This is a genomic window from Paludibacterium purpuratum (assembly GCF_004363805.1).
GTDB lineage: Bacteria > Pseudomonadota > Gammaproteobacteria > Burkholderiales > Chromobacteriaceae > Paludibacterium > Paludibacterium purpuratum.
This window is the reverse complement of record NZ_SNZP01000002.1, coordinates 358,038-382,567: the sequence shown is the minus strand read 5'-3', so window position 1 is coordinate 382,567 and position 24,530 is coordinate 358,038. Positions and strand designations below refer to the sequence as shown.

The 24,530-nt window shown below is 61.4% G+C and carries 25 protein-coding genes; 13 read left to right on the top strand and 12 right to left on the bottom strand.

All coding sequences use genetic code 11. The features are described from left to right. Positions 1-29 precede the first annotated feature (29 nt). On the bottom strand, positions 30-332 hold the full coding sequence (locus DFP86_RS03885; protein ID WP_133678685.1) for a hypothetical protein: 303 nt from the start codon (positions 330-332) through the stop codon (positions 30-32). Between the two features lie 487 nt (positions 333-819). Between DFP86_RS03885 and pcnB the strand changes: the two genes are divergently transcribed. The 7 genes from pcnB (at position 820) to DFP86_RS03845 (ending at position 7,319) form a co-directional block, all read left to right on the top strand. Beyond that, on the top strand, positions 820-2,181 hold the full coding sequence (gene pcnB, locus DFP86_RS03875; RefSeq protein ID WP_133678683.1) for a polynucleotide adenylyltransferase PcnB: 1,362 nt from the start codon (positions 820-822) through the stop codon (positions 2,179-2,181). Then, positions 2,178-2,681, top strand: coding sequence for a 2-amino-4-hydroxy-6-hydroxymethyldihydropteridine diphosphokinase (gene folK / locus DFP86_RS03870; RefSeq protein ID WP_133678682.1), 504 nt, complete (start codon positions 2,178-2,180; stop codon positions 2,679-2,681). Before pcnB ends, folK begins: the two co-directional genes overlap by 4 nt. Continuing rightward, positions 2,678-3,304 (top strand): deoxynucleoside kinase, encoded by a 627-nt coding sequence (locus DFP86_RS03865; RefSeq protein WP_133678681.1) that lies wholly within the window; start codon positions 2,678-2,680, stop codon positions 3,302-3,304. The genes folK and DFP86_RS03865 overlap by 4 nt, the downstream gene beginning before the upstream one ends. Before the next feature lie 27 nt (positions 3,305-3,331). Next, positions 3,332-4,123 carry a 3-methyl-2-oxobutanoate hydroxymethyltransferase gene (panB, locus tag DFP86_RS03860; RefSeq protein ID WP_133678680.1) on the top strand — a complete coding sequence of 264 codons (792 nt, stop codon included), beginning with the start codon at positions 3,332-3,334 and terminating at the stop codon, positions 4,121-4,123. 16 nt (positions 4,124-4,139) lie between these two features. Then, entirely contained in the window at positions 4,140-4,976 is an 837-nt protein-coding gene (gene panC, locus DFP86_RS03855) for a pantoate--beta-alanine ligase (protein ID WP_133678679.1), read from the top strand. Between the two features lie 11 nt (positions 4,977-4,987). Further along, positions 4,988-5,368 carry an aspartate 1-decarboxylase gene (gene panD, locus DFP86_RS03850; protein ID WP_133678678.1) on the top strand — a complete coding sequence of 127 codons (381 nt, stop codon included), beginning with the start codon at positions 4,988-4,990 and terminating at the stop codon, positions 5,366-5,368. A 163-nt stretch (positions 5,369-5,531) separates the two neighbouring features. Next, positions 5,532-7,319 (top strand): hypothetical protein, encoded by a 1,788-nt coding sequence (locus DFP86_RS03845; protein ID WP_133678677.1) that lies wholly within the window; start codon positions 5,532-5,534, stop codon positions 7,317-7,319. A gap of 7 nt (positions 7,320-7,326) precedes the next feature. Here the strand turns inward: DFP86_RS03845 and DFP86_RS03840 are convergent, their stop codons facing one another. Next, a complete protein-coding gene (locus DFP86_RS03840) occupies positions 7,327-8,871 on the bottom strand; it encodes a DHA2 family efflux MFS transporter permease subunit (protein WP_133678676.1) in 1,545 nt (514 codons plus the stop codon). A gap of 30 nt (positions 8,872-8,901) precedes the next feature. Then, on the bottom strand, positions 8,902-9,378 hold the full coding sequence (locus DFP86_RS03835) for a MarR family winged helix-turn-helix transcriptional regulator (protein ID WP_133678675.1): 477 nt from the start codon (positions 9,376-9,378) through the stop codon (positions 8,902-8,904). A gap of 123 nt (positions 9,379-9,501) precedes the next feature. On the opposite strand from DFP86_RS03835, the gene DFP86_RS03830 reads away from it, so the two are divergent. Then, positions 9,502-9,966 (top strand): GFA family protein, encoded by a 465-nt coding sequence (locus DFP86_RS03830; RefSeq protein WP_133678674.1) that lies wholly within the window; start codon positions 9,502-9,504, stop codon positions 9,964-9,966. A 33-nt stretch (positions 9,967-9,999) separates the two neighbouring features. Here the strand turns inward: DFP86_RS03830 and rraA are convergent, their stop codons facing one another. Together rraA and DFP86_RS03820 are read right to left on the bottom strand one after the other, a co-directional pair. Beyond that, on the bottom strand, positions 10,000-10,479 hold the full coding sequence (gene rraA / locus DFP86_RS03825) for a ribonuclease E activity regulator RraA (protein ID WP_133678673.1): 480 nt from the start codon (positions 10,477-10,479) through the stop codon (positions 10,000-10,002). Then, positions 10,476-11,198, bottom strand: a complete 723-nt coding sequence (locus tag DFP86_RS03820) for a type 1 glutamine amidotransferase (RefSeq protein ID WP_133678672.1) — start codon at positions 11,196-11,198, stop codon at positions 10,476-10,478. The genes rraA and DFP86_RS03820 overlap by 4 nt, the downstream gene beginning before the upstream one ends. Before the next feature lie 203 nt (positions 11,199-11,401). On the opposite strand from DFP86_RS03820, the gene DFP86_RS03815 reads away from it, so the two are divergent. Then, positions 11,402-12,229, top strand: a complete 828-nt coding sequence (locus DFP86_RS03815; RefSeq protein ID WP_133678671.1) for an aminoglycoside phosphotransferase family protein — start codon at positions 11,402-11,404, stop codon at positions 12,227-12,229. A 120-nt stretch (positions 12,230-12,349) separates the two neighbouring features. On the opposite strand, the gene DFP86_RS03810 is transcribed toward DFP86_RS03815, so the two are convergent. The 4 genes from DFP86_RS03810 to DFP86_RS03795 form a co-directional block, all read right to left on the bottom strand. Then, complete coding sequence (locus DFP86_RS03810) at positions 12,350-13,834, bottom strand: DegQ family serine endoprotease (protein WP_133678670.1); 1,485 nt, start codon at positions 13,832-13,834, stop codon at positions 12,350-12,352. Between the two features lie 121 nt (positions 13,835-13,955). Continuing rightward, a complete protein-coding gene (gene nth, locus DFP86_RS03805) occupies positions 13,956-14,588 on the bottom strand; it encodes an endonuclease III (RefSeq protein WP_133678669.1) in 633 nt (210 codons plus the stop codon). Then, positions 14,585-15,265, bottom strand: coding sequence for an electron transport complex subunit RsxB (rsxB, locus tag DFP86_RS03800; RefSeq protein ID WP_133678668.1), 681 nt, complete (start codon positions 15,263-15,265; stop codon positions 14,585-14,587). Before rsxB ends, nth begins: the two co-directional genes overlap by 4 nt. 76 nt (positions 15,266-15,341) lie before the next feature. After that, positions 15,342-16,208: an AraC family transcriptional regulator gene (locus DFP86_RS03795; protein WP_133678667.1), complete on the bottom strand. Its 867-nt coding sequence runs from the start codon at positions 16,206-16,208 to the stop codon at positions 15,342-15,344. A gap of 140 nt (positions 16,209-16,348) precedes the next feature. Between DFP86_RS03795 and DFP86_RS03790 the strand changes: the two genes are divergently transcribed. Continuing rightward, positions 16,349-17,128 (top strand): 3-hydroxybutyrate dehydrogenase, encoded by a 780-nt coding sequence (locus DFP86_RS03790; RefSeq protein WP_133678666.1) that lies wholly within the window; start codon positions 16,349-16,351, stop codon positions 17,126-17,128. A gap of 38 nt (positions 17,129-17,166) precedes the next feature. On the opposite strand, the gene acs is transcribed toward DFP86_RS03790, so the two are convergent. The 3 genes from acs to DFP86_RS03775 form a co-directional block, all read right to left on the bottom strand. Beyond that, the gene (gene acs, locus DFP86_RS03785) at positions 17,167-19,134 is read right to left on the bottom strand and encodes an acetate--CoA ligase (protein ID WP_133678665.1); all 1,968 of its coding nucleotides are present in this window, start codon (positions 19,132-19,134) and stop codon (positions 17,167-17,169) included. Positions 19,135-19,197: 63 nt separating this feature from the next. Further along, a complete protein-coding gene (locus DFP86_RS03780) occupies positions 19,198-20,847 on the bottom strand; it encodes a cation acetate symporter (RefSeq protein ID WP_243729299.1) in 1,650 nt (549 codons plus the stop codon). Between the two features lie 32 nt (positions 20,848-20,879). Then, a complete protein-coding gene (locus DFP86_RS03775; RefSeq protein WP_133678663.1) occupies positions 20,880-21,191 on the bottom strand; it encodes a DUF485 domain-containing protein in 312 nt (103 codons plus the stop codon). Between the two features lie 330 nt (positions 21,192-21,521). Between DFP86_RS03775 and DFP86_RS03770 the strand changes: the two genes are divergently transcribed. The 3 genes from DFP86_RS03770 to DFP86_RS03760 all read left to right on the top strand — a co-directional run bounded on the left by DFP86_RS03770 (position 21,522) and on the right by DFP86_RS03760 (position 24,467). Next, entirely contained in the window at positions 21,522-22,424 is a 903-nt protein-coding gene (locus DFP86_RS03770) for a LysR family transcriptional regulator (protein ID WP_133678662.1), read from the top strand. 22 nt (positions 22,425-22,446) lie between these two features. Further along, entirely contained in the window at positions 22,447-22,935 is a 489-nt protein-coding gene (locus DFP86_RS03765) for a hypothetical protein (RefSeq protein ID WP_133678661.1), read from the top strand. Between the two features lie 80 nt (positions 22,936-23,015). Next, positions 23,016-24,467: a protein adenylyltransferase SelO gene (locus tag DFP86_RS03760; protein ID WP_133678660.1), complete on the top strand. Its 1,452-nt coding sequence runs from the start codon at positions 23,016-23,018 to the stop codon at positions 24,465-24,467. The last annotated feature ends 63 nt before the right edge of the window (positions 24,468-24,530 follow it).

Below are 24,530 nucleotides of genomic sequence, written 5' to 3'. Positions count from 1 at the left end.
CGCGCGATGTCCTACGCGCCCGCTGGCGGCTAGCCAAAACGGACTGGCGGATCGCGCCGCAGATCGCAACCGATGATCAACTGATTGCCGAAGCGAGCATTGATGGCCAAGGCGTCGCTTAAATTGACGTCGTGCACGACCACCGCGGTTGCGGTGAGTTCGGCCTGATATCCCAGGCCATTGGCATATGCGAACAAAGCGGCGAGACCGGCGGCGTCAGCGGAGGTGGCCGGTGTGGCGGTCAGGGTTCCTGCAAGGGGTCTAGCGCATCCCACGGCATCAAAAAAGGCAAAAGAAAAATCGGTGCAAGAATCGGTCTGGCAGTCGTACATGGTTCTCTCCAATCGGTCACGGGGCTTGCGCGCCCGGCCGACGACCGCCAGGCGACGCTTTAGCAGGATTTTTCGGCGCCCTGCAAGTTGTCGATTAACTCGGCGCCGGCCTCGCGAGAGGCCATGTGTTACGTAATCCGAAGCGAAACAGCATCGAAGCGAATGCCAAAACAAAACCCGCTTGGCCTTGGCGCGAAGCGGGTATGGACCGTTTCTCACGCTTTAGCTGGCATTTTTACCGCGCCCGCAAGCTGTTTCAAATCGGCGCCGTTCCATCATCCGACGGCGGCATCGCGCTGTCAAGCCCGAAAATTGGCCTCGGATAGGGGTTCGCAGCGCAAATGAATTGCCCCGATGGCGGGGGCGCTTGGGGGTATCCAACGGGTGATATAACAGAAACGGGTATTTATTCGGATCGGATTCAGGCTATAATCCTGCTCTTGAGATTGTCGCCCCGGCGCATCCACCCAATACATATCTATCCCTCATGATCCGCAAGCTTTTCCGTAAAATGCTCGAACTGCCCGTAGGCCTGGGCAGGGGCCGGGCCCGCCCGCGTGTGATTCCGCTGGCACAGCATGGCGTTCGCCGCGAACAAATCAGCCGCGCGGCGCTCAAGGTGACCACGCGCCTACAGGAAGAGGGGTTCTCCGCCTACGTCGTCGGCGGCGCTGTGCGCGACTTGCTGCTCGGCGTGGTGCCCAAGGATTTCGACGTGGCGACCAACGCCACGCCGGAGCAAGTGCACCACTGTTTCCGCCGTTCGCGCATCATCGGCCGGCGCTTTCGCATCGTGCACGTCATGATGGGGCCCGAGACCATCGAGGTCACCACCTTCCGCGGCGGCAGCATCCACGACACCAACGAAACCGGCCGTATTATGGCCGACAATAGCTATGGCACGCAGGAAGAGGACGCCCATCGCCGCGACTTTACCGTCAACGCGCTGTTCTACGATCCGTCCAGCGAAACCATCGTCGACTATCAGCACGGCGTGAAAGATCTGCACGCCCGGCGCCTGGTGATGATCGGCCAGCCGGCCCGGCGTTACCAGGAAGATCCGGTGCGCATGCTGCGCGCGGTGCGGCTGGCGGCCAAGCTCGGTTTCGAGATCGATCCGCACACGCAAAAGCCGATCCGTTCGCATGCGCATCTGCTCAAGCGCGAACCGGCGGCCCGCCTGTTCGACGAGATGCTCAAGTTGCTGATGTCCGGCCAGGCCTATGCCTGCTTGATGAAACTGCGCGACGAAGGGTTGTCGCATGGGGCTTTCCCGCTGCTCGACGTCGTGCTGGGCGGCGAGAGCGACGATCATCGCTTTCTCAAGCTGGCGTTGGCCAGCACCGATTCCCGAATCCGCGAGGATAAGCCGATTTCGGTCGGTTTCTTGCTTGCCACGTTGCTGTGGCGCCAGGTCAACCAGCGCTGGCAGTCGCGCCAGACGCAGGGCGAGCGCTCTCTGCCGGCTCTGTTACACGCCATCGGCGATGTCGAGGGCGAGCAGGACGAGACCCTGGCGATCCCGCGCCGTTACAGCGTCACCATGCGCGAAATCTGGACGTTGCAGTCGCGCTTCGACAGCCGCGTCGGCCAGCGTCCCTACCGTTTCCTCGAACAGCCGCGTTTCCGCGCCGCCTTCGACTTCCTGGCGCTGCGCGCCGAGGCCGGCGAAGTGCCGCGCGCGCTGGTGACTTGGTGGGCATCGTTCCAACATGGCGATGCCGAAGAGCGCGAGGCGCTGATGGAAGACGCCAAGTCCAGCGATCTAGGCGATGCGCGCGCACCGCGCAAGCGTCGTCCGCGGCGTCGTCGTAAACCGGGTGGCGGCGCGCCGGAGAGCGATGCATGACGCGAGCCTTTGTGGCGCTGGGCAGCAATCTGGAACGCCCGGCACGGCAAATCAGGGCCGCCTTCGCGGCCCTTGCCTTGTTACCCGGAACCCGCCTGGTTCGCGCCTCCTCGCTGTATCGCACCACGCCGGTCGGCTATCTCGACCAACCCGATTTCATCAATGCCGTCGCCGAGCTGGATACCGAGCTCGCGCCGGCCGACCTGTTACAAGCCCTGTTCGCCATCGAGACCGATTTCGGTCGCGTGCGCAGTTTCCGCAACGCGCCTCGTATCCTGGATCTGGATCTGCTTTGGTTCCAGGGGGTGGTATTGAATGGCTCCGATTTGATCTTGCCGCATCCACGAATGCATGAGCGTGCCTTCGTGTTGTATCCGCTGGCCGAGCTGGCGCCCGATCTCGCGATCGGCACCCACGGCAGCGCGGCCGAACTTGCCGCGCACTGCCCGTCGGCGGGGATCGAGCGCCTGCAGGTCGAAGACAACGAAAGTTCCGAATGAATACAAAACGCTACGTGGTGGTGGAAGGACCGATCGGTGCGGGGAAGTCCACGCTGGCCCGTCGCCTGGCCGAGCACTGGGGCGTTCGCCTTGTGGCCGAAAAGCCGGAAGAGAACCCGTTTTTGCCGCGCTTCTATAGCCAGTTCCAGCATCATGCTCTCTCGGCTCAACTGAGCTTCCTGCTGGCGCGGCGCGAACTCGCCCGGCAGATGCAACAGGGCGACTTGATGAATCAGGCACGCGTGGCCGATTTCATGTTCGAGCGCGACGACTTGTTTGCCGCCATCAACCTCGATCGCGACGAACTGGCGCTCTACCGGCAACTGGCCGGCGCACTCGCCATCGAACATCCGACCCCCGATCTGGTGATCTATCTCGAAGCTTCGCCCGAGACGCTGGTAGGGCGGTTGGCCGCCCGAACCCCGAACGGTTTCCCCGACGGCTACATCAAGCGCGTACACGAGGCCTACAGCCAATTCTTCTACGACTTCGATGCCGCACCGTTATTGATTGTGAATACCGACCACCTGAATCTCATTGATAATCAGGAGGATTTTGATTTATTGTTGCGCTGCATCAGCGAGATGCGCGGCCAGCGCAGCTACTTCAATAAAAGCGTCTGATTTTCCGACGCCAAAAGGATGATTGGCATGAAAATGACTGTGAGCACGTTAAGCAAAATGAGGCAGGAGGGCGAAAAGATCGCCATGTTGACCTGCTACGACGCCAGCTTCGCCACTTTGCTGGACGAAGCCGGCGTGGACATTCTGCTGATCGGCGACTCGCTCGGCATGGTGGTGCAATCTCACGACTCCACCTTGCCGGTTACGCTTGACGAGATGGTGTACCACACCCGCTGTGTGGCTCAAGGCGCGCGTCGCGCGTTGGTGCTGGCGGATCTGCCGTTCGGCAGCTATCAGGAGTCGCCGCAGCAGGCCTTCGCAAGCTCTGCTCGCCTGATCCAGGCCGGTGCCCACATGGTCAAGCTCGAGGGCGGCGCCTTCATGGCCGAGACCACCCGTTTCCTGGTCGAGCGCGGTATCCCGGTGTGTTCGCATATCGGTTTGACGCCGCAGTTCGTCAACACCTTCGGCGGTTATCGCGTGCAGGGCAAGAGCGAGTCCGATGCCGAGCGTATTCTCCATGACGCCAAGACGCTGGCCGAGGCTGGTGCGAGCATGGTTTTGATGGAATGCGTGCCGGCGGATCTTGCGACGCGCATCACCGAGGCCGTGGCGGTGCCGACCATCGGCATCGGCGCCGGCGTACACGTCGACGGCCAAGTGCTGGTGTTGCACGACATGCTCGGCGTTTATCCGGGCAAGAAGGCCCGTTTCGTCAAGAATTTCCTCCAGGGGGCCGACAGCATCCAGGATGCCGTGGCCACCTATGTGCGCTCGGTGAAAGATCAAAGCTTCCCGGCGCCCGAACATTGTTTCTGAAAGGACTGGCATAAAAATGGAAATCATCCGTACGATCGCCGACATGCGCGCCTGGCGCAAGACGGCAGGCCGGGTGGCATTCGTTCCGACCATGGGCAATCTGCATGCGGGCCATCTGGCCTTGGTGCGCGAAGCGCGCCAGCAGGCATCGAAAGTCGTGGTCAGTATCTTCGTCAACCGGCTGCAGTTTGGACAGGGCGAGGATTTCGGCGCCTATCCGCGCACTTTCGAGGCCGACAGCCAGAAATTGATCGACGCCGGGGTCGATGTCTTGTTCTTCCCGGACGAGCAGGCGCTGTATCCGCGCGTGAAGCAGGATTTCAACGTCGAGCCGCCGCACATCCAGAACGAACTGTGCGGCGCCTTCCGCCCGGGGCACTTCCGCGGCGTGGCCACGGTGGTGACCAAGCTGTTCAACATCGTCGAGCCGGATGTCGCCTGCTTCGGCAAGAAGGACTTCCAGCAGCTGCACATCATTCGTGCGATGGTGGCCGACTTGGACGTCGATATCGAGATCAAGGGTGTCGACACCGGCCGCGCCGAGGATGGCTTGGCGCTGTCGTCTCGCAACGGTTATCTGAGCCCGGCCGAGCGCGCCGAGGCACCGCGGTTGTTCCATAACCTGGACGCCATCCGCCAACGCCTGCTGGCCGGCGATAGCGACTACGCCGGGATGGAGCAGGCTGCCCGCCAGGATTTGGAAGCCCATGGCTGGCAGGTCGACTACATCGAGGTACGCCAAGCCGATACGCTGGAGATCGCCCACGCCGGCGAGCGTCACGTGGTGGTGCTGGCGGCGGCCCGCCTGGGGAAAACCCGATTGATCGACAACGTCGACGTGCGACGCGACTGAAGGAGAACCGTATGCAACGCACTATGCTGAAATCCAAACTGCATCGCGTCACGACCACGCATGCCGAACTGCACTACATCGGCTCCTGCGCCATCGACGAAAATCTGCTGGAAGCCGCCGATATCCGCGAGTTCGAAGAAATCCAGATCTGGAACGTCACCAACGGCGAGCGCTTCGCCACCTACGCCATCAAGGCCGAACGCGGTTCGGGCATCATCTCCGTCAACGGCTCGGCTGCCCGCCGCGCCGCCGTCGGCGACTTGCTGATCATCGCCACCTTCGCGCAGTACGAAGAGCATGAGCTTGCCGGCCTGCGTCCCAAACTGGTGTTCGTCGACGCAGAAAATCGCTTGACCGAAGTCCAGCACGCCGTGCCCACACAGCCGGCGTAATCGCCGCGCAGACCGCCGCATCCGCGGCGGTCTGGTTCCCGCCGTTTCCCCTGGTCGGATCCGTTATCTTTCCACAATAAAATACCGCGTTCGCGCAAGCTTGTTGCCGTGGCCGCCCCCGCCTAGCCTTGCTCCGTCTTATGTTCAGATGGAGGGTGGCATCATGAAGGCATTATGGCGACGGCATGCCTATTGGCCGACGAACAGCATCTTGGTGGTGGGTCTGGTTTCCTTGTGGTCGGTGGCGCCGGTGCATGCCGGCGAGTTTGGCGAGCTCTCGGCGGCAGGGCAAGCCGTGCTGAACGTACTGAAGAGGCATTCGCCGGCGTATTTCAATCTGGCGCAGACCGATCCTCGGCGGGCCGCCATGGCCGCTTTCGACAGTCTGCAGCGTGGCGAGATTGTGATTCTGGACGCGACCCAGGCGCACGATGCCAGCTTGACCGACCAGGTCGCGGTACGGCTATCCGGTTTGCGGACGGGTAAGCCCATGGCCGTGGCGATTCGCAATGCCGACGGCTCGATCAATATGTACGTGGCCGATTACGGCGCGCATGTCGGCATGGCGCAACGCTTGAAACGCGAGCGTGCGCAGGCGCGACGCGCCAAGCGCGACACCGCCCCAACGCAAGCCGCGCCGGCTTTGGTCGGGAAAACCGTGCATCTCTCGATTGCCCATCTGGGCTTGTCCTGCGTGTACCCCGGCAGGTTCGAGAGAAAAATCTTTTTCGGTGCCCGCGAGTGGAAGGCGCATTTCGATGCCTGCGCGGGAAGGGCCTCGTATGCGACCAAGGTGCGGTTCGATTTTTTTTCGTCCAACAGCCGCGGTGCACAGGGGCATTTGCCGCCAGGCCGTTTGTTGCGCATCTCGCAAGGGCTTGGCAACGCAGGGGGCAGCGGCTGGCATTTGGTCGATGCGCTGCGCAATGAGGATTGGGACCACGATGGCAGCAATATGTGGATCGGTCCCTTCATCAACGAGTATGGCGTAGCCATTTCCCTGGATAACGATCGGGACGTCAGCCTGATCGAGCATGAGCCGAAGAATGTCGCACGAGGTTTGGAGGTCGAAGTCGTTCGTAGCGATATGCGGCAGCGCAGCGCCACGGCGTCGTTGACGCTTGGCGGATCGCCCGGCGTCACCTTGGGCGGGGAGGGCGGGGACAGCCAGACGACCAGTTCCACCCTGAAGTACAAACTCAATGAATACGAAACCTTCAACAGTACGGCGGGCAACCGATTCAAGTTGGCGTGGCGGTTGATGCTGAGCGAGGAACAGATGCATGGCCGCGACGCTAGCGCTTTGGCCGGCAAGCCTCGCTTGAGCGGCATGTCGCACGGCAATTTCGCGCCAGGCTACTTGGTCACCTACCAGGCGCCATTCGATAAACAGGGGGAGAGCACTGTCTCCATCGAGTCTTACGCCGATACTGTGGCATGGATCTCGAAGAAGCGTTTGGGCGGCGACTACGAAACCTACGGTTCGGGCGCTGAACTGCGTTTTACCGATACTTTGCGCGTCGATTGGCAATCGCCTTTCTTCTTGCCCGAACCGACTGTGATGTTGAAAGCGTATCGGCACGACTCGCTGCACTGCTTGGCGCTCGTTGGGGCCGGGCTTCCGGTGAGACCGGAGGCTTGCGATGGCGCCAAGCGACAACAGACATGGATGCAGCGCAACCTCAACCAGATCGTCTCCGTTGCGTCGCCCGGCTTGTGCCTGGCGGGTTGGCGCGATGGCCGGCTCACGGCCGAATCCTGCCAGCCGAACGGTTTCCAGGAGTGGCGTTGGGAGGGGACGGACAAGGATCGGTTGACTAATGTGGCAACGCGGCGGCAAGTGGGACTCGACAGCGAGGGCGCCGCCGCCATGTCGTTCGACACGGCGGCATGCGACAGTGGCGACGAGATGGGCCGATGCGCCTGGCGCGCCTACGAGTCCATGCGCTAAGACCCGTTCAATGCCCCAGTGCCGCTGTCGCGCCGCGCTGGGGCTTGGTCAGCCAAACCAGGCCGATCAACAGCACGAACACGGCGCCGCACAAGTGGTAGAAATCGTTGGCGGCCATCATGTAGGCCTGCCCGGTGAGGATACGATCCAATTGCGCGTGAGCTTGGCCGCCATCGATGCCGAGGCTGGCCAGTTTTTCCAGGTAGTCTTGCGTGGCCGCCGTGCCGTTGACTATCGATTCGCCTAGCCGAGCATGATGGAAGATGGCTCGGTGATCCCAGAGCGTGACGCTGATCGACGTGCCGATGGCACCGGACAGCGTGCGCACGAAGTTCGACAACCCCGATGCCGACGCCAACCGGTGCTCCTCGACACCGGACAACATGATGGTGTTGATCGGTACGAAGAAGCAGGCGATGCCTATGCCCTGAAGCAGGCGTGGCTGAATGACTTGGCCGAAGGTGGTGTCGAGCGTGAAAGTCGCGCTCCAGAAGGTGACGATGGCGAAGATGATAAAGCCCAGCGAGACGACCGCGCGCGCATCCCAGCGGTTGAGATTTTTGCCGACGATCGGCGAGCACACCAGCGCCAGTAGGCCTGTGGGCGCGGTGGCGAGCCCGGCGAGCCCGGAGGTGTAGCCCATCACCTGTTGCAGCCAGAGCGGGAAGATCACCACCGTACTGAAAAACGTCATGTAACCCACGCCCAGCATGAGTACGCCGAAGGCGAAATTACGCTTCTTGAACAGCGTCAGATCGACCACCGGATGTACCTCGCCCCATTCCCAGATCACCAGCCAGACCAAACAAATGACCGCGACGATACCCAGCGTCAAAATGAAGGGCGAGCTGAACCAGTCGCGATCGTTGCCCAGATCGAGCAGCATCTGCAGGCTGCCGATGCCGATGACCAGCAGCGCGAGACCGATACGGTCGAACGGTAAACGCTGGATGGCCGTTTCACGCCCCTTGAGCAGTCCGCGCACGATCAGTGCGGAGGCAATGCCGACCGGCATGTTGATGAAGAAAATCCACGACCAATGGTAATTCTCCGTGATCCAGCCACCGAGCAGCGGGCCGAGAATCGGCGCCACCACCACGGTCATCGCCCACAGTGCCATGGCCAAGCCTCGTTTCTGAATCGGAAAGTGGCGTAGCAAGATGGTTTGCGACAGCGGTACCATGGGGCCGGAAACCAGCCCCTGCAGCAGTCTGAACAGCACCAGCATCGTCATATTGGGAGCCAGGCCGCACAGTATCGAGCACACCGTGAAAGCGATCAGCGAACCGATGAACAGCCGGTGCTCGCCCACTTGGCGAGCCAGCCAGCCTGTCAGCGGCACGGCGATGGCCGCCGCAACCGAGTAAGAGCTGATGACCCAGGTGCCTTGATTCGCGCTGACGCCCAGGCTGCCGGCGATGGTCGGCACCGCCACGTTGGCGATCGAGGTGTCCAGCACCTCCATGAATGTGCCGAGGCCGAGGCCCAGGGTCAAAAGCGCCAATTGACTGGCGTTGAAGCGCGTGTGGTCGTCAGAGTCTGTCTGGCTCATGGAGGTCCTGTGAAGTGAAGGGAGCGGGGCTTAGCGGTTTTGCAGCATGCGCTGCAACATCTGCTTCAACAGCAAGGCTTCATCGTGGGAGAAGCCGGCCAATAGGCGGTTGTGCGCGTTGCAGATCTTGGCGATCATCTGCGGGCATAATGCCCGGCCGCTGTCGGTGAGCGCGAACCGTACCGAACGTCGATCTTGCGGATTGCGTTGGCGGCGGATGAACCCCTTGAGCTCGATGCGGTAGAGCAGGCGTGTCATGGCGCCAGGATCATAGTCGAGCAGGCGACAGAAGCCGGCGGGTGTGCTTTCTTCCTCGCGATGGAGCTGCATGATCACGGCGAATTGCGCCGCGGTTAGATCCAGTGGCGCCAGTTCTTCTTCCAGGATTTCCGTCAGGCGGCGCTTGACGCCCAGGATCAGGTAGCCGAGCGCCTGCGACGAATCGCGGCAGGCGAGATCTTCCGGGGTAAAGAGCACAGAGACGGTGGTGTCGCTCGGTATTTGCATTGACGGATAATATATTGCCTAGGCAAATATCGTCAAACGATCCCGCTTGTCATTTTGCGATGCAACAACCATAGTGATAATACGGCCCTGGCTGCTGACGGGCGGCATGAAAGGAGCGGCATCATGCAGGAGCAACTGACCGGCGGCTGCCTTTGCGGCTCGATTCGCTATGTGGTGCGGGGACTGCCGAGCTATTTGACCCACTGTCACTGTCCAACCTGCCGCAAGGCCAGCGGTGCCGCTTTTCTTACCTGGTTCACCGTGCGCTCTTCCGAAGTGGAGTGGCGCGGCGAACCCTTGGCGTTGTACCGCTCGTCGGCCGCGGTCGAGCGCGGTTTCTGCCGGCGTTGCGGGACTTCGCTGAGCTATCGTCACGAGTCCGACCCGGGCGAAATCGACTTGACGCTGTGTTCGCTGGACCGGCCCGATCTGTTGCGGCCCGAGCACCATACCTGGTGGGAATCCCGACTGGATTGGGTTGTTCCTGCTGTTCTGGGGGCGCTGCCGATGTTCGCGCGCTCCATGGAAGAGGGCAAACTGCCGCGCCGGCGTCGACGCGAACAGCATGCCGAGGCGCATCTGGAGTAGGGTAAGGGCCAGCCCCCCCGTAAAAAAGCGTTTCTAGCTAAGCGCTTGCGGCGTGACGATCACGCCATCCTCGTCGGCATAGAGCCAATGGCTGGGCGCGAAACGTACCCCGCCGAAGGTCAGTGCCACATCGCGCTGTCCTTCTCCGCGCTTGATCGATTTGAGCGGGTGGGTATTCAGTGCGCGGATGCCCAGCGGCAATTTGGCCAATGCCACCGAATCGCGGATCGCGCCGTAAACCAGCACGCCAGCCCAGCCGTTTTTCACCGCCAGCTCCCCCAACTGATCGCCCAATAGCGCACAACGCAACGAGCCGCCGCCATCCACGACCAGGACCCGGCCTTCGCCCGGCTCCGACAGGGCGGTGCGCACCAGCGCGTTGTCTTCGAACAGCTTCAACGTGGCGATCGGGCCGCAAAAGCGGGCCATGCCGCCATATTGCCGAAAGATCGGCGCCACCACGGCGATAAGCTCGGGGTAAGCATCACACAGATCGGTCGTTAGGAAAGTCATGATGACCTCTTGGCGATAAAAGTCTGCGACCATCGCCGATAGATGGCGTCGGCCATGCGGTTGGAAACGGCCACGCGTTCGTCGAGCGCTTGTTGCATGGCCGTCGGGTGTTGCACCGAGGGTAGATGGCTCCATTGCCGCGCTTCGTCGCCGCCCTCGCCGCACCAGGCGAGCACTTTTTCCGCGGTGATTTCGATGTGGAATTGCAGGCCAAGATGCGGTCCGAGCAGGAACGCCTGGTGGCTGCAATGGGCACTTTTCAGGAGCAGGGTGGCCGCGGAAGGGAGGGAGAAGTTCTCGTTGTGCCACTGGAACACCTCGCCATCGCTAAACGGGCTCACCCAGTCCGGCAAGGCGTCGGTCGTTGGTTCGACGCGGAACCAGCCGATCTCGCGCCCGGCCGGCGCCAGGGCGCGCACTTCCGCGCCCTGCGTGCGCGCCAGCAGTTGGCTACCCAGGCAATGACCGAGAATCGGGATATCGTGTTCGATGGCTTCTTCCATCAATAGCGCCTCGTACTCGATGAAGTCGAGCCGGTCGTTGACGCTCATCGGGCCGCCAAGCGACACCAGCGCCGAGAAAGGTTTGATCGAGGTCGGCAGAGCCTCGCCCAGGTAGCCGCGGAACAGTACCACGGGAAAATGGGCGCGCCGGGCGAAATCGAGGAAGTGGCCGGCTCCGTCAGCGGGGTGGTGCTGAAAAATGGCGATTGGTTTCATGGTCGTCTTGCGGCATGAGAGATGGGATATCTTAGCAGTAATGCCCGTTGTTATGCCAAACGGGTTATCTGGCGCTCCCGGCAGGTTTTTTCTAGGCAAATAGGAATTTTCTTTCCCGGGCGAGATCCATACCTGTTATTGCCACCCCTTCCAGCGAGCCGTCACCGTGTCGCCAGGTAAATAACTTGCTCAGAGCCTCTCAAATGCCAGGTAGCTTTCCATCCGATCTACTCGCCCGCTATATCGCCCATTGGCAACTCAAAGCCGACGGCGTGCCTTTTTATACGGCCTCCAGCGCGTTACGGCCGGTATATTGGCGCGGCCAGCCGGCCATGTTGAAGATCGCCCTCAACGAAGAAGAAGCACGCGGTAACCGGATGATGGCTTGGTGGGACGGTCGCCAGGCCGCGCGGGTCTTCGGCCAGCATGGCCCGGCATTGTTGATGGAGCGCTTGTCGCCGACGCCGTCGTTGACGGTTATGGCGCAATCCGACGCCGACGAAGAGAGTGTTCGTATCCTATGTCGCACGGCCGCCGGGTTGCACCGATTGGGCGCGGATCCGCAGCCGGTGTTGGTGCCTTTGTCGCAATGGTTTCGGGCGTTGCTGGACGAGGCCGAACGGCACGAGATCGCGGTCGGTCAGGCGGCCCGGCTGGCGGTCTCGCTACTCGAACGGCAGCAGGACGTGGTCGCGCTGCATGGCGATCTACATCACGGCAATGTCATGCATAGCGCCGCGCGCGGTTGGCTGGCCATCGATCCCAAAGGGCTGTATGGCGAGCGGACCTTCGATTACGCCAATTTGTTCTGTAACCCCGCGCCGGAAGTGGTGCGCGCGCCTGGGCGGTTCGAGCGGCGATTGGCACTGGTGTCCGCGGAGGCCGGGTTGGAGCGGGTACGCTTATTGAGCTGGATTGCCGCCTGGGCAGGGTTGTCGACGGTATGGCACCGGCAGGATGGCGACGACGACAGTGCCGCCCGGTTTATCCTCGATGTTGCGCTGGGGGCGCTAGCGGGCACACTGTTGTAGTGTGCGTTCGCGCAGCAACGCACGACAAAGGTGGGTACGGCCGAAACGTGCATTGCCTATGGCGAATGCACGCTACGAGGTAGCGTGCATTCGCGAAGCAACGCACGATGTGGATGGGCGTCAGTTCAGCTTGAGCGGGATGTACAGCGTGTCGCTCATGCGTCGCACCAGGAGTGCAATGTTGCCGTGCGAGTTGGCCAACGCCTGCTCGAAGCCCTTGATGGTGGTGACCTCGGCCTGGTTGACGCCGATGATCACGTCGCCGCCCATCAAGCCGGAGCGGGCCGCGAGTCCTTTGACTTTCTCCACTAGCAGGCCGCCGCGCAGGCCGATCTGCGCCAACTGCGCCGGGGGGATCTCGCTGACGATCAACCCCAGCTTGCCGAACTGATAACTTTGCGGTTGCTGATTGGGCTGGCCGGCCGGCTGTGCTGCCGTATCGCTCGACAGCTCGCCCAGTGTGGCGTTGAGCGCCACTTCGTTGCCTTTGCGCCAGACGCGTAGCGTGACCTTGCTGCCCGGTTTCATGTTGCCGATCAGTTGCGGCAGATCCTTGGAACTTTGAATCGGCTTATCGTCGAGCTGCAGGATGATGTCACCCGCTTGTACGCCGGCACGTGCGGCCGGGCTTTGCGGGTCGACCCGTACGACCAGCGCGCCGCGTGGCTGCGTCAGTCCGAAGGACTGCGCCAGTTCCTGCGTCACTTCCTGGATGCTGACCCCGAGTTGACCGCGGCTGACCTTGCCTTTGACCTTGATCTGGTCGGCGACGTTGATTGCCAGGTTGATCGGAATGGCGAACGAAATGCCCATGAAACCGCCGGAGCGGCTATAGATCTGCGAATTGATGCCGACCACCTCGCCCTTGAGGTTGAAGAGCGGGCCGCCCGAGTTGCCCGGATTGATCGCCACGTCGGTCTGGATAAAGGGAACGTAGGTTTCGTCCGGCAAGCTGCGACCCTTGGCCGAGACGATGCCGGCCGTCACCGAATTCTCGAAGCCGAACGGGGCGCCGATGGCCGCAACCCACTCGCCAGGCTTGAGCCGTTCCGGATCGCCGACTTTGACGACCGGCAGGTTCGATGCGTCGACCTTGAGCAGAGCCACGTCGGTACGTTTATCCAGGCCGACCAGTTTGGCCTTGAACTCGCGCTTGTCGGTCATCACCACCTTGATCGGATTGCCGCCCTGCACCACGTGGGCGTTGGTCATGATGTAACCGTCCGAACTGATGATGAAGCCGGAGCCGAAGGAGATGCTGTCGTTTTGCGGCTGCTCTTGACCTTCGCTACCCTGATCGTAGGGATTGGGCATGAAGCGTTTGAAGAAATCGAAGAACGGATCGTCCTGTGTGCCGGTGCCGGAGTCGTCTTCCGATGTCACCCCGGTGCGCATCGCCTGGATGTTGACCACCGCCGGGCCGGCGCGTTCCACCAACTGGGTGAAGTCCGGCAGCAACATGCCGATCTTGCCGTCTTGTTGGCCAGGGATCACCAACGGCGCGCTGGGCTCGTCTTTGTGGAACCATTGTTTGACTTGGTCGCAGCCGGTCAGTAGCGTGAGCGACAGGGAGGCGGCGAGCAATAGACGGACACGGACGGTCACAGGGCTATCCTTTTATGCAACTTGAATCAAGTGATCGAAGCAAATATATCGCCAGAATCTCGGGGCGGTGCGACGTTTTTCAAGCGGGAATGTTCCTAAAACAGTGTGCCCTGACCGGTCATCATACCGTTTTTGCGGAAAATTCACAGAGATCGACAATGGGGCAGCGGCCGCACAGCGGCTTGCGCGCCTTGCAGACGTAGCGTCCGTGCAGAATCAGCCAGTGATGCGCATCCTGCCGGTATGCCTTCGGCACTTTGCGCATCAAGCCGTCTTCGACAGCGCGCACGTCTTTGCCTGGCGCGATGCCGGTGCGGTTGGCTACGCGGAAAATATGGGTGTCGACGGCAATGGTCGGCTGGCCGAATGCGGTGTTGAGTACCACATTGGCGGTCTTGCGACCTACGCCGGGCAAGGCTTCGAGCGCGGCGCGCTCTTGCGGCACCTCGCCGCCATGACGTTCCAGCAGCAGGTGGCAAGTGGCCATGATGTGCCGTGCCTTGCTGCGGTAGAGGCCGATGGTCTGTATGTGGCGGATCACGCCTTCTTCGCCCAGTGCCAGCATGGCCTCCGGCGTCGAAGCCACGGCGAATAGCGTCGCGGTGGCCTTGTTGACGCCGACATCGGTCGCCTGGGCCGACAGCAGTACGGCGATCAATAGCTCGAAGGGTGTGCGATAGTTCAGCTCGGTCGTCGGCTGCGGCGTTTCCGCCTGTAGCCGACGGAAAATCTCGCGCCGTTTGGCGTCGTTCATTTCGGATCTCCCGTTTTGCGTGCCGACTGAAGTTCGGCTGCGCGGCGCATGGCTGCGGCGATGACGGCTTTTTTCTGTTCGTCGAGCGTATTGGCCTGGGGCGCGGCTTGTGGCGCGGCGGCGGCAGGCGGGGTTGCGCGCGCGGCCAGCCGGGCGGCTTTCTCGATCCGTTCGCGCTCCTGGCGTGCCAGGCGGAACTGGTAGCGGCGCCGGGCCAGCGCCGAGCGCTCGGCACTCAACCCCATGGTGGCGGGTTCGATCGGCACCATGGCGATGGCGTCGACCGGGCAGGGGGCGACGCATAGCCCGCAGCCGGTGCACTCGTCGTTGATCACCGTATGCATCGACTTGGCGGCGCCGAGGATCGCATCGACCGGACAGGCCTGGATGCACAGCGTACAGCCGATGCAGTTCTCCTCGTCCACCAGCGCCAGCTCGCGCGGTTTCGGTTGTGGGGCGTCGGCTTCGAAAATACGGAAGGTTCTGCCGGTCAGCGCGGCGAGCCGCTCAATACCCGTTTCGCCGCCCGGCGGGCAGCGGTTGATATCGGCTTCGCCGCGCGCCATGGCTTCGGCGTAGGGGCGGCAACCGTCGTAGCCGCACTGGCGGCACTGGGTCTGAGGCAGGATGGCGTCGATGTCGTCGACGCTGACTGGGTGTTTGGCGGGTTGGGACATGCGACAAGCGGCGGGGGGCTGAAAGGGTTTCATTATCCGATGAAGTCAAGTCTCCTTCAACCGCGTCGCCAGGCCGTTATTTCAGCGGTAGGTGAATATCGGTCATGAGCAGGTGCTCCGGCGTCTCCGGCAGGAAATTGAGATAGTGGAAAAACAATGGGAAATCGCGCAGCTCCTCGCCGCTTTGCGGCAGCCAGTCGCAGTACAGATAGTACACCGATTCGCCCAGGCTCTCGTGCGAGCCGGTGTGGCGCAGTACGGCGCAGCGGCCGCCGGGCAGCGTTTTGTTGATCACACTATGCGGATTGGCAGGAATCGGCGCTTCCACCGTGCTTGCGATGTCGAAGCGAAAATCTTCTGGCGGCGTGGTGTCGGGGTTGTCGTAGGCGATGCCCAGCGTCCGGCAGTGTTCGGTCGGTGCGAGCCCGCTTTGCATGCGCCATTCGATGAATCGGCGCACGCTCTCGTTGACCAACGGCGGCGGGCCGAGATGCTCCAACACGGCCAGTTGCAAAGTGGGGTGCTCGACGATGGTCACCGCCATGTTCATGGGTCTTTGGCGGCGATGTTGGCGATAGCGTTGGCACCAATCTTCCCAGGCCGGATGGGCGCGGAACTGACTTGGCGTCTGGCCGAATAGCTGTTTGAACGCGCGCGTGAACGACTCTGGATTCTCGAAGCCGGCCTCGAAGGCGATGTCGATGATGCGTTCAGGCGGGTTGAACGCCAACCGGTAGGAGGCGCGCTTCATCCGCATCAGCTGGATATAGCGGCTCACGCTGATGCCGCAATAGTCGGTGAACTGGCGCTGAAAATGGAACTTGGAAAAATTGGCCACCTGGCTGAGCAGATCGAGCGACAAGTCCTCATCCAGGTGTTGATCGATGTAATCGAACACCCGGTTGAAGCGTTTGACATATGCCTGTGCGCGTTCTTCGGTCATGGCGTGCACTATGCCCGAATGGATTAGATATGTCCCGACAGAAATTGCTGATCTGTCACTTGCCCATTGTGCCAGTACCGACAACGGCGGCCTTGCCTAATACAAGTTCATTGATTAGTTAAACAATAAAGGAGAACTTTATGCGCTTGAAAGACCGGGTTGCTTTTGTCACTGGCGCGGCCAGCGGTTTGGGACGGGCCATTGCGATGCGTTATGCCGCGGAGGGCGCCAAGGTCGCGGTGGCCGACCTGAATGCCGAACAAGCCGAGCTGACCGCCAATGGGATTGCCGAACTGGGCGGACAAGCCATCGGCGTTGGCGTCGATGTGAGCGACGAGGATCAGGTCAACGCTGCGGTTGAGCGAACCGTCGACACATTCGGTACGGTCGATGTGCTGGTCAGCAATGCCGGCATCCAGATTGTCAAACCGGTCGAGGCGTTCACGCTCGCCGAGTGGCGGAAAATGCTGGCGGTGCATCTGGATGGCGCCTTCCTGACGACGCGGGCGTGCTTGCCGCATATGTACCGGCAGAAGCGTGGATCGATCATTTATATGGGGTCGGCGCACGCCAAAGAGGCCTCTAAGCTCAAAGCGCCGTATGTCACGGCCAAGCATGGTCTGTTGGGTTTGTGCCGGGTGGTGGCCAAAGAGGGGGCCGAACATGGCGTCCGGGCCAATGTGATTTGTCCCGGCTATGTGCGCACGCCACTGGTCGATAAGCAGATTCCGGAGCAAGCGCGCGCGCTGGGGCTCTCCGAAGAGGAAGTGGTGCGCACCATCATGCTCGGCAATACCGTGGATGGCGTGTTCACCACGGAAGAGGATATCGCCGAATTGGCGCTACTGTTTGCCGCCTTCAAGACCAACGCGTTGACCGGGCAATCGCTGTTGGCGAGTCACGGCTGGTTCATGGAATAAGAGCCCGGCTTGCGCCGGGCCCGATATTACACAGTCGGTTAGGCCGATTCCTGCAATTGCTGCAGGATCTGCGGGTTTTCCAGCGTCGAAACGTCTTGCACGATCTCTTCGCCGCGTGCCAGCGAGCGCAACAAGCGACGCATGATCTTGCCGGAGCGCGTCTTGGGCAGGTTCTCGCCAAAGCGGATTTCGTCCGGCTGGGCGATCTTGCCGATCTCGTGTGCGACCCACTGCTTGAGGTTATCGGCCACCTTGCGAGCCTCGTCGCCCTGCGGGCGCGGGCCCTTGAGCACCACGAACGCCACCACGGCCTCGCCCTTGATTTCGTGTGGCTTGCCGACCACCGCCGCTTCGGCTACGAGCGGGTTGGCCACCAGTGCCGACTCGATTTCCATCGTGCCTAGACGGTGACCGGAAACGTTCAGCACGTCGTCGATCCGCCCCATGATCCAGAAGTAGCCGTTTTCATCGCGGTGCGCCGAGTCGCCCGCCAAGTAGAACTTGCCGTCGAACTCCTCCGGGAAATAAGTCTTCTTGAAGCGATCCGGGTCGCCCCAGATGGTGCGCACCAGGCTCGGGAACGGCTTTTTGATTACCAGGAAACCGCCTTTGCCGGCTTCGACCGGTGCGCCGGATTCATCGACGATATCCGCCATGATGCCCGGTAGCGGCAGGGTGCAAGAGCCTGGTTTGGTCGGCACGGCGCCTGGCATCGGTGCGATCATCGCCGAGCCGGTTTCGGTCTGCCACCAAGTGTCGACGATCGGGCAGCGACCGCCGCCGACCATTTCGTAATACCACATCCAGGCTTCCGGATTGATCGGCTCGCCTACAGTGCCCAACAAGCGCAGCGAGGACAGGTCGAATTGCTTCGGCGCCTCGGCGCCCAGCTTGATCAGCGAGCGGATGGCGGTCGGCGCGGTATAGAACAGGCTGACCTTGTGTTGCTCGATCATGCGCCAGAAGCGGTTTGCGTCCGGGTAGGTCGGCACGCCCTCGAAGATGACCTGGGTCGCGCCGATGCCGAGCGGACCATAGCAGATATAGGAGTGGCCGGTGATCCAGCCGACGTCGGCCGTACACCAGTAGACATCGTTCGGCTTGTAATCGAATACCCAGCGGAAACTGTTGATGGCGCCCAGCAGATAGCCGGCGCTCGAGTGCTGGATGCCCTTGGGCTTGCCGGTCGAGCCCGAGGTGTAGAGGATGAAGAGCGGATCCTCGGCATTCATCCATGCCGGTTCGCATTGTTCCGGTTGCTTGTCGACCAGCTGGTGCCACCAAACGTCGCGCCCTTCGGTCCATTTTACCGGTTCGCTGTCGGTACGGCGGTAAACCACGACATGCTCGATGCTCTCGCAGCCGCCCATGTCCATCGCCTCGTCGGTGGTGGCCTTGAGCGGGACGGTCTTGCCGCCGCGCAGGCCCTCGTTGGCGGTGATCACCACGCGGGCGCCGGCATCTTGCACGCGATCGCGCAGCGCGCCGGCGGAAAAGCCGCCGAACACTACCGAGTGGATGGCGCCGATGCGGGCGCAAGCCTGCATGGCGACGATGGCTTCGATGACCATCGGCATGTAGATCACCACGCGGTCGCCCTTCTGAACGTCCAGGCTCTTCAAGCCATTGGCGAACTGGCAGACGCGGCGGTGCAGCTCGGCGTAGGTCACACGGGTCACGGCGCCGTCGTCGGCCTCGAAGATCAGCGCGATCTTGTTGGCGTTTTCCGGCAAATGGCGATCGAGGCAGTTATAGGAAACGTTGAGCTCGCCGTCGTCGAACCACTTGAAGAACGGTGCGGCGCTATCGTCCAGTACGCGAGAGAACGGCTTTTTCCAAGTCAGGAGTTCGCGTGCCAGATCCCCCCAGAACGACAGGTATTGATCGTTGGCCTGGTCACACAAGGCGTTGTAGGCCTCCATGCCCGGGATGGCCGCCTTCTGGCGAAAATCGTCGGACGGGGGGAAGCTGCGGGTTTCCTTGAGGATGGATTCCAGGGCGGACATAGTATCTCCTTAATGACTTATCAATGACCGCCGCCGGCTCGCACCGGCGGCGGTAGACGACGGTTAATGCTTGCTGGCGCCGCTGGCGCCGATACCGGTCATGGCTCGCACGAACTGCGCCGCGAAACCTTGTTTATCCTGTTCGGCGCGAGCCGAGCCATCGGTGACCGAGAATAGCCAGGTGGTCAGGAAGGCCAGCGTCATCGAGAACAGCGCCGGATTCTTGTACGGGAACAGCGCTTCCTTGTGCTTGAGCACATCCACCCAGACCGTCGGACCGACCACGATCAGCGAGACGGCGCAGATCAGTCCCACCAGGCCGCCGATGACCGCGCCGCGCGTGGTCAGGCCGCGCCAGAACATCGATAGGAACAGTACCGGGAAATTGGCCGAGGCGGCGATGGAGAAGGCCAGCCCCACCATGAAGGCGATGTTCTGCTTCTCGAAGGCGATCCCCAGGACGATGGCCACCAGACCCAGTACCACGGTGGTGATTTTGGATACGCGAATTTCGTCGGCTTCCTTGGCTTGGCCTTTCTTGAAGACCGAAGCGTAGAGGTCGTGCGATACCGCCGATGCACCGGACAGCGCGAGGCCTGCAACGACCGCCAGGATGGTCGCGAAGGCGACGGCCGAGATGAAGCCGAGGAACAAATTACCGCCAACCGCTTCGGCCAGATGGATCGCCGCCATATTGTTGCCGCCGATCAGTTGAGTGACCGGTTTGCCTTCCTTGACCACGGTTTCCATCATGCCCGGCTGGTTGAGTACCAGCATGATGGCGCCAAAACCGATGATGAAGGTCAGAATGTAGAAGTAGCCGATGAAGCCGGTCGCGTAGAACACCGATTTGCGTGCTTCGCGGGCATCGGCCACGGTAAAGAAGCGCATCAGGATGTGCGGCAGACCGGCAGTGCCCAGCATCAGCGCCATGCCGAGCGAAATGGCATCGATCGGATTGGAGACCAAGCCCCCCGGCGACATGATGGCCAGATGCTTGCTATGGACTTCGGTGGCCTGCTTGAACAGGTTCTCGAAACTGAAACCGGCGTGTTGCAGCACCATGAAGGCCATGAAGGTGGCGCCGGCCAGCAACAGAACCGCTTTGACGATCTGCACCCAGGTGGTGGCCAGCATGCCGCCGAAGGTGACGTACATCACCATCAGAATACCGACCAGCAAAACCGCCGAAGTGTAGTTCATACCGAACAGCAGTTGAATCAGTTTGCCGGCACCGACCATTTGCGCGATCAGATAAACCGCCACCACCACCAGGGTGCCGAGCGCGGCGAAGCTACGCACCGGCGTTTGGCTCAGCCGGTAGGATGCGACGTCGGCGAAGGTGTATTTGCCGAGATTGCGCAGGCGTTCGGCGATCAAAAATAGAATGATCGGCCAGCCCACCAGGAAGCCCATCGAGTAGATCAGGCCGTCATAACCCTTCTCGAACACCATGGCCGAAATCCCCAGGAACGAGGCGGCCGACATATAGTCGCCGGCAATGGCCAAGCCATTCTGCAACCCGGTGATGCCGCCGCCGGCGGCATAGAAATCCTTGGCCGAACGGGTGCGGCGCGCCGCCCAATAGGTGATGCCGAGCGTGGCCAGCACGAAGATGAAGAACATGACGATCGCCGACCAGTTGAGCGGCTGGCGTTTGACCTCGCCGCTGATCGCATCAGCGGCTTGTGCGAGCGCGGGGACCAACAGCATCAGGGCCGTGCCGAATAGGGACAGTCGTTTTTTCATTGTTGCGCATCCTCCACCACTTGCTTGTTGAGCGCGTCGAACTCGTTGTTGGCCTTGGCCACGTAAATGCCGGTCAGCAGGAAGGCGGAAAGGATGATGAGCACCCCGATCGGAATTCCCAGTGTCGTGATCATGCCGGGCGCCAACGGTGTGCCGAGGGTTTTGGGGGAGAAAGCGAGTAGGGCGATGAAACCGTAGTAAATCACCAACATGATGACGCTGAGCGTCCAACCCAGACTGGTTTTCTTATGCACCAGTTCTGCGAATTTCGGATTGGACTGTACTTTTTGCAGTACATCTTGATCCATGGTTGTCTCCTTGGTAGCGCGGATGTTTCGCCGCTTGTTTCAACATATGTGACCAGCATGGCGGCTGGCTAATCGCATTTTTTGATGCTACAAATTAGTGGTGCCGATGATGCGGCGCAAAAACTTATATAAATCAAATGGCTAAAATAGATTTTTTGCTCGATTATCGTGATTTTTTCGAGCGAGAAGGCCATGGATAGTGGTGTGGATAGAGGTGTCGTATCAGCGCAAACACAGCGTTGTAGCCAAATGGCATAGCTGCTATGCTCGCTGCCATCGTAGCTTAACGGGCAGGATGGAGGCGGGTCGCGCGGCGGCTGAGTACATTTCATGGAAATCTATCAACTGCGCACCTTCGTCACCGTGGCCCAGCAAGGCCACTTGACGCAGGCGGCCGAGCTTCTCCACCTGTCGCAACCGGCGGTGACCGCGCAAATCAAGGCGCTGGAAGAGGAAGTCGGACTGCCGTTGTTCGAGCGGACCGCGGGCGGCGTGACGCTGACACTGGCCGGGCAGTCGTTGTTGCCACGCGCGCAGTCGATTTTGGATTCGGCGCGTCAATTGGTCGACCATGCCCGTGGCCTCAAAGGGCAGCCGGCCGGCGTCGCGCGTATCGGCATTGCTTTGTCGCCCGACATTCTGCGGATCGGCACCTGGGCCGCACGGTTGTGCCAGCGTTTCCCCCTGCTGGATCTGCGCCTGTCGCAAGGCGTGACCATCGATGTGCTCAACAAGGTTCGTAAGCACGAGCTCGAGGCCGGTTTCTTTCTCGGCAAGAATCCCTATGCCAACGTCAATAGCGTACTGCTGTGCAGTCTGCCTTTTGTGGTGGCCATGCCCTGTGCCTGGCGCGATCGGCTCGACAGCGGACAACTCCGCGAGCTCGGTAAGTTGCCATGGATCGGCCTTTCGCAGTTTTCCAGTTTCAATCGCCTGACCAGCGAGTTATGGCGTGAGTTGAACATCTCGCCGCGCAAGGTGGCCGAATGCGATCATCTCGACGCTTTGCAAGAGTTGGTGACCTCGGGGTTGGGGCTTGCGTTGCTACGCGAGGACGTGGCGCTGACACTGGCGTCCGCCGGCCGTTTATGCATCGTGCCGGGCATTCGTAAATTGTTCGATCTACAGTTCGTCTATCCGGCGGATCGCGAGAGCGACCCGATCATGCGTTTGCTGCTCGATACGCTCGTCGAAGTCTGGCAGCTGGCCGAGCCCGAAGTGCTCGGCTCTTAACCCTTTTGCCCGCGGATCGCTCATGCAAGCCTATCTCGACACTATGGATCATCACCGCCGCTGCCTGAGCGCGGCGCAACGCGACGTCTGCCAGTCGGTCATGGAGGCGTTCAATTCGGCCATGACCCTGCAAGACCAAGATCTGCAGCACCATGTCGACGATGCCATGGCCGCCTCGTTGGCACTGTGGCAGGCGCAAGCCGACAGTCAGCGCGAAATGCAGCGTGCGGCGGAGCAGTGGCTCAGCGCCGTGCACGCTTTCTGGCTGACGCCGTGGCAGGATGGCGATTATCCCTTTACCCGCGCCTTGCGTTTGAGCGACGTCTCCTGTGGCGTCATCGCCAAGATGACGCGGCAAGTCAGTCATTTCGCTTCCATCCGTCTATCCGCGGCGGCGCTGCATGCCGCTCGCGAAGCGCGACGCGCCTGGACCGGCAATCAAGGTTACGATCCGCGGGGCTGTCTCGTTGGCTCTTATCCGCGCAAAGCGAGTTACGGGCGCGCTAGATGAGCCTAGCTGGGCTCGCAGGTCAGAATTCCCCCACTCGCGTCGACGTTTTTATCCCTGCCGCCGCCCGCTAGAATCCGGGCATGACTACCGATCTGCCATCTTTCGGCCAACGCTTTCGATCCTTGCCTGAAACCTTTTGGCGCCGCGTGCGGCCCACGCCGCTGCGTGCGCCATATTGGGTGACGCAGAACACGGCGTTGGCCGCCGAACTGGGCATTTCAGCCGAAGTGCTCGATGCCAACTTGCCTTTGTTCGCAGGCTCTGTGCTGCCGCCTGGCGTCGACTCGCTGGCGGCGCTGTACGCAGGGCATCAGTTCGGTGTCTACGTTCCACAGCTAGGCGACGGCCGCGCGCTGCTCTTGGGCGATCTGCCCAGCGGCGGCGAGCGCATGGAGCTGCAGTTGAAGGGGGCGGGGCAGACGCCATTTTCGCGCATGGGCGATGGCCGTGCGGTGCTGCGATCCAGCGTCCGCGAATATCTGTGTTCCGAGGCGATGCACGGCCTGGGTATTCCGACGACCCGCGCGCTGTGTTTGGCCGGTTCCGACGAGACCGTGTGGCGCGAAACGGCCGAGACCACGGCCGTGGTGACGCGCGTCGCGCCGAGCTTTATCCGTTTCGGATCGTTCGAGGTGTTCTACCATCGCGGGCAGCATGAGGCGCTACGCCAATTGGCCGATCACGTGTTGCAGCATCACTATCCGGATTGTCTGTCCGCCGACCAGCCTTATCTGGCGCTGTTGGCCGAAGTTTCGCGCCGAACCGCCACGCTTGTGGCCGCCTGGCAGGCGGTGGGGTTCTGTCATGGCGTGATGAACAGCGACAATATGTCGATTCTCGGCTTGACCCTCGACTACGGGCCGTTCGGCTTTCTCGATGGCTTTGACGTTGGGCATATCTGCAATCATTCCGATACGAGCGGCCGCTATGCCTACAACCAGCAGCCGCGCGTCGCGCACTGGAATCTGTCGTGCCTGGCCAGCGCGTTGCTGCCGTTCGTCGAAGAGGCCGAATTACTGGCCGTGCTGGATCGGTTTCCCGAATGGTTCGGTCACGCCTGGCTTGGCGCTTTTCGCGCCAAGCTCGGGCTTAGCGCGGCGCACGAGGACGATGAGTCGCTGCTGCAGGCTTTGCTGCTGTTGCTGCATGCCCAGTCGGTCGACTTTACCGTGTTCTTTCGCCGGTTGAGCCGGCTGCCGCTGCAGGGCGAAATGGATGAGCTGGCTGGGCTGTTCGCCGAACCGGATGCTTGGCTTGCCTGGCGCACGCGTTACCGAGCACGCCTAGCCGCGGAAGGTAGCCTGGATCCCGTCCGCCATCACGCGATGCTGGCCGTTAATCCGAAATACATTTTACGCAACTACCTGGCCGAACAGGCCATCGCCCGCGCGCGCGATGCGCACGATTTCGGGGAAATCGAGCGTCTGCGCCGCTGTCTGGCCCGACCGTTCGACGAACAGCCCGAGTTCGAGGACTATGCCGCGCTGCCTCCTGCCTGGGCCGGCGAAATTTGCCTGAGCTGCTCAAGTTGACTGTAAAAATCATCAACTGATATTTGTAACTGTTTTTAGTTTAGAACCGTGTCTTGTCGTGGA